This is a genomic window from Nocardia uniformis NBRC 13702 (assembly GCF_001613345.1).
Taxonomy (GTDB): Bacteria; Actinomycetota; Actinomycetes; order Mycobacteriales; family Mycobacteriaceae; genus Nocardia; species Nocardia uniformis.
The window spans coordinates 1-7997 of sequence record NZ_BDCE01000120.1; the positions used below are offsets into that span (position 1 = coordinate 1).

Consider the following 7997-nt stretch of genomic DNA (forward strand, 5'->3'; position numbering starts at 1 on the left):
TCCACCTGCACGGTCAGACAAAAGCTGACCGACTTGGCCGCATGCAAGATCATCGTCGGCACCTCTGCAAAATGGGCCACCGTTACAGACAGCCGCTTCGGGTGGGCCATTCTGGATGAGGCCTATCAGATGCGCTCGGACAAGCTGCTGCAGATTGTCGAGCGGTTCGAACGGGGACTGTTCGTCGGAGACCCCGGACAACTCGACCCCTTCACCGTGGCGGACACCGACCGTTGGATCGGTCTACCGCACGATCCAACACAGAACGGCGTCGCCGTCATGCTGGAACACAACCGAAATACCCCACTGCACGAATTGCCGGTGTCGTGGCGCCTGCCCGCCTCTGCGGCGCCCACGATTCGAGAAGCCTTCTACCCGAGGTCCAACTTCACCTCCGGGACACCGGAAGGCACCCGATCCCTCCAATTCCGCACCACGGGCTTCGGCGCCGTCGAACTGGACGAGACCCTCGCCATGGCCGCCGCGACCGGATGGGCCCTGCACGAACTCCCGCGCCGCCACGTTCCCCGAACAGATACCGAGACCGTCCAGATCACAGCAGATCTCGCGGCCAGGCTCCTCGACCGGGGTGCCGTCGCCTTCTGCGAACGTCACCCCGACGGCCGCGAACTGCACGCCAGCGACATCGCGATCGGCGTCGCCCACCGAGACCAAGCCGACCTGGTCCGGCTCGCACTCGCACGAACCAACAACCCCGCCGCCCGTCAGATCGCTGTCGACAACGCCAACAAGCTCCAAGGCCGCGAATTCGAGGTCGTCATCGTGCTGCACCCCCTGTCGGGCCGACGCGACGCCACATCATTCCATCTCGAGGCCGGACGCCTGTGCGTTCTCACCTCGCGGCACCGCCAAGCCTGCATCGTCGTCGCTAGAAAGGGCATTACAGACCTCCTGGACAGCCACCCTTCAACCGAGCCTGTCCATCTATCTGTGCCGGCCAAGTTTCCTGACGGTTGGCAATCGAATCAGGCAATCATGGCCAAGCTCGCTAAACATTGTCCAACGGCTTGACCAGCCGTCCGACGGCGGCAAACCCCCGAGCCCTCAACTGTTGACGAAAGCCATAGGGACACCCCCGAAATAGCCGAACACTGCAGCAACGACCATGCCCCATATGGGATCTGACTGCGTATTGTGTGATGTTTCCGTCTCGATCGTTTGATGGTTGCGATCGAACAATCTATGGAACTACCTTGGTACTATTCCCGAAAGGCGGGAGCCCCGGTAGCTGCAACTGCGGAGCCGGAATTAGCACAAAATGCTTGGCAGACCTCGCGGAAATCTGCTGTCGAAACTTCGTGACCACAGCTCGCCCGCGACTATCGATTTCCTGCCCTTCATGGGGCCTGCTCAAGACTCTCACCTTGTTTAGGAGGTGCGTCGATGCAGATCAGTTCATTTGCCTACGCATGGCATACATCAACGCCTCGCGAATTCTCGCAGGAAGATTTTCGCAACTCCTGTATATCCTCGATACCCTTGCCCAGCCTACGCCCGCCCGCTAGGGAGCAGATCTACTACTGCACCACGAGGCTCCAAGGCTGGAGGCTCCGGGTAGGCGTTCCGCTCAAGATTCTCGGTTGGCCCGTCAGCCAGGCGATTTCAGTTTGCGTTCGCGGTGAACACCTAGTCGTGCACGCGGACCCTCGTTCTCAGCACACCATCACCAAGCAGCACTATCTCGCATTGCCTGCCGCTGCCTGCCACCGTTGCGGCCTGAAAAACGGCGAACAAGTCCTAATTGCGGTACATATCAACAGGTCCGCTCTGCTCGTGTTTCCACAGAGGTTCCTAGACGCGATGCTGGCCGGACTGTTGACCGAGCCGCTTTCAGGGCCATGAGCAACGACCGTCAGACCCTGCAGGCCGCCCACCAACTTCTTTCGCAACTCGGAATTACACCCGAGGACCTGCTGCGGACCAGCGATGCCGCAAACGTGCCAACCTTCCGAGAGTTCATCCAGCAAGTGCAGGAAGCCGTCTCCCCCGCGACCGTGCGAGCGTACCGCCCCTACTGGAACAGAGTGGAGGAATGCTGGGGAGATCGCGCAATCACCGAACCTACAGCACTCGAAATCCGCAAGCTCTCAGAGACATACAGGCGCACCACAGTCGCGCGCCGCAACTCGCGCAACGGCCGAGGTGCTACCGAGAACCTGATCGCCGCGATTCGGTGCATCTACAAGCACGCCCAGGACGATGGATTCATCAAGCCCGCTGACAATCCGGCAGCGCGTGTGCCGAAACCTCGTCGGCTACCCAGCACTCGCCGCGCAATCCCCGATCGGCAGCTCAGCGAGATAATCCGCGTCGCCTCAACCACAGGCAATGACCCGGACTTGGACGCGCTACTCATCCGCTTCCATATCGAAACCGCCTGCCGCAGAGGAGGTGCCCTCGGCCTTCGACTCCAAGATCTCGACGACGAGAACTACTGTGTCCAGCTTCGGGAGAAGGACGACACCGTACGTTGGCAACCCATCTCCCGATCGTTGCTTCGCGCAATACGCGACCACACCGCGACAAGAGCGCCTGCCGACGTCACCGGAGCTGATCAAGTATTCCGCTACCAGAACGGCCACCCGATCACCGGCCGTAGGTACGATCACCTCTGGGAACGCATCGGATCCCACCTACCCTGGGTCGCCGGTGAAGGGATCACCGCACACTGGCTTCGACACACAACCCTCACCTGGGTCGAACGCAACTTCGGATATGCCGTGGCCCACGCCTACGCCGGCCATACCGACAACACCACCCAAACCGGCGCGACCACCACCTACATACGAGCCAGCCTCGAAGAGGTCGCCCAAGCCGTCGCGGCACTCACCGGCGAACCCCATCCGCTCTGCCTCCAAGCGGACAACGTCAGCAGTGATAGCCTCCGTTGAACCGCACTAACCATAGACGAATCATCCAACCCGTCCACGGATTTCAGCGCGCCCGGCGCCGCACGGATACCATCCGGAGTCGTGTCATCGAAGAGACAAGCGCTTACGTCCGAAAAGCAGTGGCGGACATACCCAACCGCACGAACCGTCCTCGCGGTGACGCACAATGTGACGGCCGCCTCCAGGTTGTTCGATACGATTCCACTGCTGTCCGCCGACCCTCGGATTCGCGTCGTTTTCACACGGACCGAGTCGTCTGCCTTCGACCACGGAACCCGTGAATTCCTTGCCGATCGCGGGGTGCACCAGGTTCCTTGGAGAAAAGCACTATCGGGCACGTTCGACCTCGCGATCTCGGCCAGTTACGGCGGAGATCTTTATGCGATTTCCGCACCTTTAATAGTCGTGCCGCACGGAATGGGATATAATAAATACCTAGACAAAGAACAAAGAACAAAGAACAAAGAACAAAGAACAAAGAACAAAGAACAAAGAACAAAGAATCGGTCTTCGGCCTATCGCCTGAATGGCTCGACCATGACGGAAAAGTGGTGCCGTCGGCGATCGTACTCTCCCATTATGAGCAGCTTTCCCGGTTGTCCCTCGCCTATCCTGAGGCGGTACCCCACACGGTGGTGGCCGGGGATATCTGTTTCGACCGGTTGCGTGCGAGCCTTCCACTGCGTCCGAGCTATCGGCGTGCGTTCGGTCTCGCAGCGCACCAGAAGCTCGTTGTCGTCTCGACCACGTGGGGACCGGACTCCCTGCTCGCCGCCGCACCCGACCTGCCACGCAGGCTCGCCGAAGTGCTGCCGGTCGATGAATTCCGGATCCTTCTCGCGCCACACCCCAATATTCGAGCGGGTCATTCCGCGTGGCAGTTCGCCGAGTACCTTTCCGGCGCTGCCCGGGCCGGGGTTTACGTTCCCGACGATATCGATATGTGGCGATCCGCGATAATAGCCGCCGATCTCGTTGTGGGCGACCATGGTTCGGTCCCATTCTATTCGACGGCCCTCGGCAATCCCCTGCTGCTCGCAACCGTACCTGCGCATTCGGTGGACCCGCGATCTCCGATCGCCCGTCTCTTGCGCACCGCGCCACGCCTCGATTTGTCCGGTGACCTGCTGGCTCAGGTGCGCCGGGCGATCGAACTGCACGACCCGCAGCGGTATTCGCCGATAACGGCGCTCACCACATCGGAACCCGATCGCAGCGCGGCGATTCTGCGCACTGCGATGTATCGCATGATGGGATTAGCGGAACCTGGTGAACCGGCGGAAATCTCGACGTTGCCCATGCCCTCGAATTATTTGACCGGACCCGATTCCCATTTGGTGCTCGCCGAGATCACCGCCGTACGCACCGCGGCCGTCAACCGGTTCCCCGCCGAGCGCCTGCGCTCGGATCCGGACGTGCCCCGTGGCGCGCATGTGGTGATCGGTGTGAACGAACCGCGCCGGCGCTGGCTCGAGGTGGCCGATATCGTCATCGGCGACACCGGACCCGAAACTCGCGAATGGGTCGCCGCCACGCTGTCCCGGCTGCCGGGTTGCGTCCTGGCGGCCGCACCGGTTGACGATCGGCGGTGGCTGCTGGGCGTCGGCGGCGGCCGATTCCTGGCGTTCGAAGGATCCGCGACGGCGTGCCGACTGTTCGCGTCGGTGGCCTATCACGGTGTGGTTCGCGGTGCTGGTCTCGATTCCATGACTGGGCACTGGACGATCGAGTGCGGTGGAGGAGTCCACCGGGTGCGCGCCGTGGCGCCGAACGACGATCACGGCAATTGGTCCACCGCGGACCGCATCTCGGCGGTGAGCCCGGCGAATCCCAAGTCGGAGTAGGTAGTAAGCGCTCGCGAGTACTCCGCGCGGGCCTGCTCGTGGTCGCCACGTGCTACCGCGACGTCACCCAGAGCAGCCGCGATGTGCGCTTCATCGAAGGGCCGTCGGCGGGCCGACATGACAGCGGCGGCCGACGCCAGAGACGCGGTGGCCGCATCCAGATCGCCGTGTTCCAGCAGTTTGCGGCCGCGCCAGTACCGAACTTTCGCTTCGTTCTCGGTCTCGTCGCCCGACAGGGCGGCAAACCCATCCGCCGCCTGCTCCAGCAGCGCCAATGCCGGATCGGGTGCTTCCGCCTTGGCGCGGTGGAAGATCGCAAGCACGATGCGGCGCTGATCGCCGATGTGGCGGGCGAGATCGTGGTTGCGGCGGAAGAGATCCAAGGCTTCGCGCTGCTGGCGCTGAGCCAATCGGACCAACCCGAGTCCTTCCAGCGCGCTCGCGGTGATTTCGGGGCCAGCATCTTCGTTCAGGGCTTCGGTGAATTCGTTTGCCGCCGTGTCGAGTTCGTACAGCCAGTAGTACGCGAATCCGACTTGCAGACGCAACACTGCCAGCGCGGCCCGCTGCCCGAGTCGGCGGGCAGCGTCCGCCCCGAGTTCGTGCAGCGCCAGGAAGTCGGTGAGCTGTTTTTCCTTCTCGTAGAAGGGCCACAGCAGCACACACCACCGCACCACCAGGTCGTATCGCGCGATATCGAAGGCGTACTCGGCCGCAGCACGAATACTGATGCGTTCGCCCCGCAGCCAGTCCCGTGCGGCGTCAGCATCATCGAATTCGACTGTGCTCGCGGGCAGTTCGGGAAACATTGAATTCCGCCACGGTCGCAACGGGGCGAGCAGCGCGTCCGCCGCCAAGATTCCCTCGTCGAAGTACCACAGCAGCCGCTCCTCGTCCACGCGGCGTTCGCCGGGCCCGCGGTCATCTGATTCGCGTGCGTGCCGGCGGACCAAATCGCGTACCGCATACCGAGTTCGGTCCAGCTGTTCGACCAGGTGCGCGTTCGCGAGTTCGATCATGGACTCGGCAATCTCGTACTGAGGCTGCCGCACCGCCGCTGCCAGCGCCGCGATGCTGACTTCGCCACCGTGCGCGGTGAGCCCGAGGGCTCGATGACACTCTTGGGTGCCCTCCGGCAGGGATCGACAGTAAGCATCGAATACCACTCCGGTTGGTAGCACCACGCGTCGTCGATTCTCGTCGTGCAGTCGTTCCACCATCTCCGCCAAGGGTGTTGAGATGCGCAACTGGGCACGGCGGATCATGGAGCCCACGGTGCTCAACATCACGGGCAGCCGGTCGCACATCTGGACGATCGTGGTCGCCTCCACTGACTCTGCGGCGACGGCCTCCGCTCCGACGATCCCGGCAAGCATGTCCCGCGCCGCCGCCGCGTCGAGCGATTTCAGTGCGAACAAGTGCGTTCCGGCCGCATCGGCAGGCGTCACCGGACGAGATTCGGTCACGACAATAAGCGATGATCCGGGCCCGGGCTCCAGCGCCCGCACCTGCTGTGCGGTGGCCACGCCGTCGAGGAAGACAATCAGCGCCCGGCCCGCTGTCAGCGCCCGGTACCGGGCGCGACGAGCATCGAGACGATCGGGAATACTGTCAGGATGTTCGCCCAAGGCGACCAGAAAATCGTACAGAACTTCGGATTCGGTGACCGAATTCAGCGGGTCCGCGGCGAAGCGGGCAAACAGAAGACCGTCGGTGAAGTAACCCTGCAACCGGTGGGCCAGTTCAATGCCCGTCGCCGTCTTGCCGCAACCTGGAGCTCCGCCGATCACGATCGTCCGATTGCCCTCGGGCGCGGCGAGTACTCGCTCGGTGGCCGCGCGCAGCACGTCCGAACGATTCACGAAGCCGCAGTTGCGCTCCGGCAGTTGGAGATTCGCGCTCACACCCAGTTCCCTTCGGACACCCAACAGTTATAGTGCCGCAGAACGCATCTCATCGCAGCGACACACAGGAATACGCCGAATGGGCAAACGCACGAAGTGGCTCATCGCCGCCCCTGTCATCACGGTGACAGCGCTCGCGCTGCTGTATGGGCTTTACGAACTGCCGCTGTGGCTTTCCCGCGCCGACCTTGCCCAGCTGAACCCGAAGGACCGCCTCGCCGCCACCGCCACACTGCGCAGCCAATTCGCACCAACACTCGGTGTCATACTGGCCATTCTTGGATTCGTGTCTACGGCACGCGGTTTGATGTACACGGCGCGCAAGTACTGGCTCGACCATGACAGCCAGTACATCGACCGATTCAACACCGCCATCGGATACCTGGACTCCGACAATCCGGTCACGAGGGAAGGCGGAGTGTGGGCGCTGCAAGGAATCATGCGGGATTCCCCACGCGACCGGAATCGCGGCTGCGCTATCTTGTCGCACTTCCTGCAGCACCGCACGCGAGGTGGGAGTCCGTCCGGTGTTCGGCCGGCCCGCGAGATCGGTGCGGCATTGGAAGTCCTGCGGACGTTGCCGCCACTCCCGCCGGACAGCCGCGACCCCGACGTTCCCCTCGACCTGACCGGAATGCGTGTCGCCCATGCCGATCTACACGAAGCTCCGTTCATCGCAGCGCATCTCGCCCGTGCGGATCTCGCCCATGCCGCCCTGCGCGACGCCATTCTCGACGGAGCCGACCTGACGCAGGCCAATCTGTCCGGGTCTGATCTGCGTGGCGCGAGCTTACGCGGCGCCAACCTCACCGAGGCACGTCTGGCAACCACCGATCTCACGGGCGCGGACCTGACCGGCGCAGATCTGACCGGCGCTGGAATGTCCGGCACGATCCTCACTGGCACGGTGCTCATCCGCGCCACGGTGCTGGACACGGTCGGCCTCACCCGGAGGCAGGTCGCGGCTGCGCGCACCGACTCCGATACCCGACTCCCCCAGGACCTATCCGATTGACAGCACCTGCCCCGACAGGAATCGGTGATACCTCCGGCGCATCGCTCTGCCAACGAACAGAGCCGAGAGCCACGACCCGGAGTTCGACCGCCCTTCACCTGGTCCGCTCGGCCGTTCCACGCCACTCGGCGAGTGATCCAGCCGACCCATCGTGCGGATCGGTTACCGTAGAGCCTGGACAAGTGGTCGAACAGGAGCAAGCAGCGCGTGGCTATGGCAAGACTTCCCGTGGCCCTGCCTCGCAATATTCGGCGAGCATTGTTGTCCCACTTGGGATTCCATCCATCCGATTCCGGGTATAATAAAACTCCAGCCGAGAGCC

General features: G+C 63.0%; 5 protein-coding genes. 4 read left to right on the forward strand and 1 reads right to left on the reverse strand.

Annotated elements, in window-relative coordinates; translation table 11 throughout:
* The 3 genes from NU1_RS38440 to NU1_RS38450 form a co-directional block, all read left to right on the forward strand.
* Positions 1-1032: AAA domain-containing protein (locus NU1_RS38440; protein ID WP_067529205.1), on the forward strand; the 1032-nt coding region annotated here is incomplete at its 5' end.
* An 827-nt stretch (positions 1033-1859) separates the two neighbouring features.
* Positions 1860-2912: a tyrosine-type recombinase/integrase gene (locus tag NU1_RS38445; RefSeq protein WP_067529206.1), complete on the forward strand. Its 1053-nt coding sequence runs from the start codon at positions 1860-1862 to the stop codon at positions 2910-2912.
* 551 nt (positions 2913-3463) lie between these two features.
* Positions 3464-4756 (forward strand): hypothetical protein, encoded by a 1293-nt coding sequence (locus NU1_RS38450; RefSeq protein WP_157553571.1) that lies wholly within the window; start codon positions 3464-3466, stop codon positions 4754-4756.
* Here NU1_RS38450 and NU1_RS38455 read toward each other — a convergent pair.
* A complete protein-coding gene (locus NU1_RS38455; protein WP_067529212.1) occupies positions 4690-6660 on the reverse strand; it encodes a hypothetical protein in 1971 nt (656 codons plus the stop codon). The two genes, NU1_RS38450 and NU1_RS38455, sit on opposite strands and share 67 nt — an antisense overlap.
* 79 nt (positions 6661-6739) lie before the next feature.
* On the opposite strand from NU1_RS38455, the gene NU1_RS38460 reads away from it, so the two are divergent.
* A complete protein-coding gene (locus NU1_RS38460) occupies positions 6740-7675 on the forward strand; it encodes a pentapeptide repeat-containing protein (protein WP_067529214.1) in 936 nt (311 codons plus the stop codon).
* Positions 7676-7997 lie beyond the last annotated feature (322 nt).

Coding starts and splice junctions, on each gene's coding strand:
- NU1_RS38445 (WP_067529206.1), top strand. CDS start 1,860: ATGAGCAACGACCGTCAGACCCTGCAGGCCGCCCACCAACTTCTTTCG.
- NU1_RS38460 (WP_067529214.1), top strand. CDS start 6,740: ATGGGCAAACGCACGAAGTGGCTCATCGCCGCCCCTGTCATCACGGTG.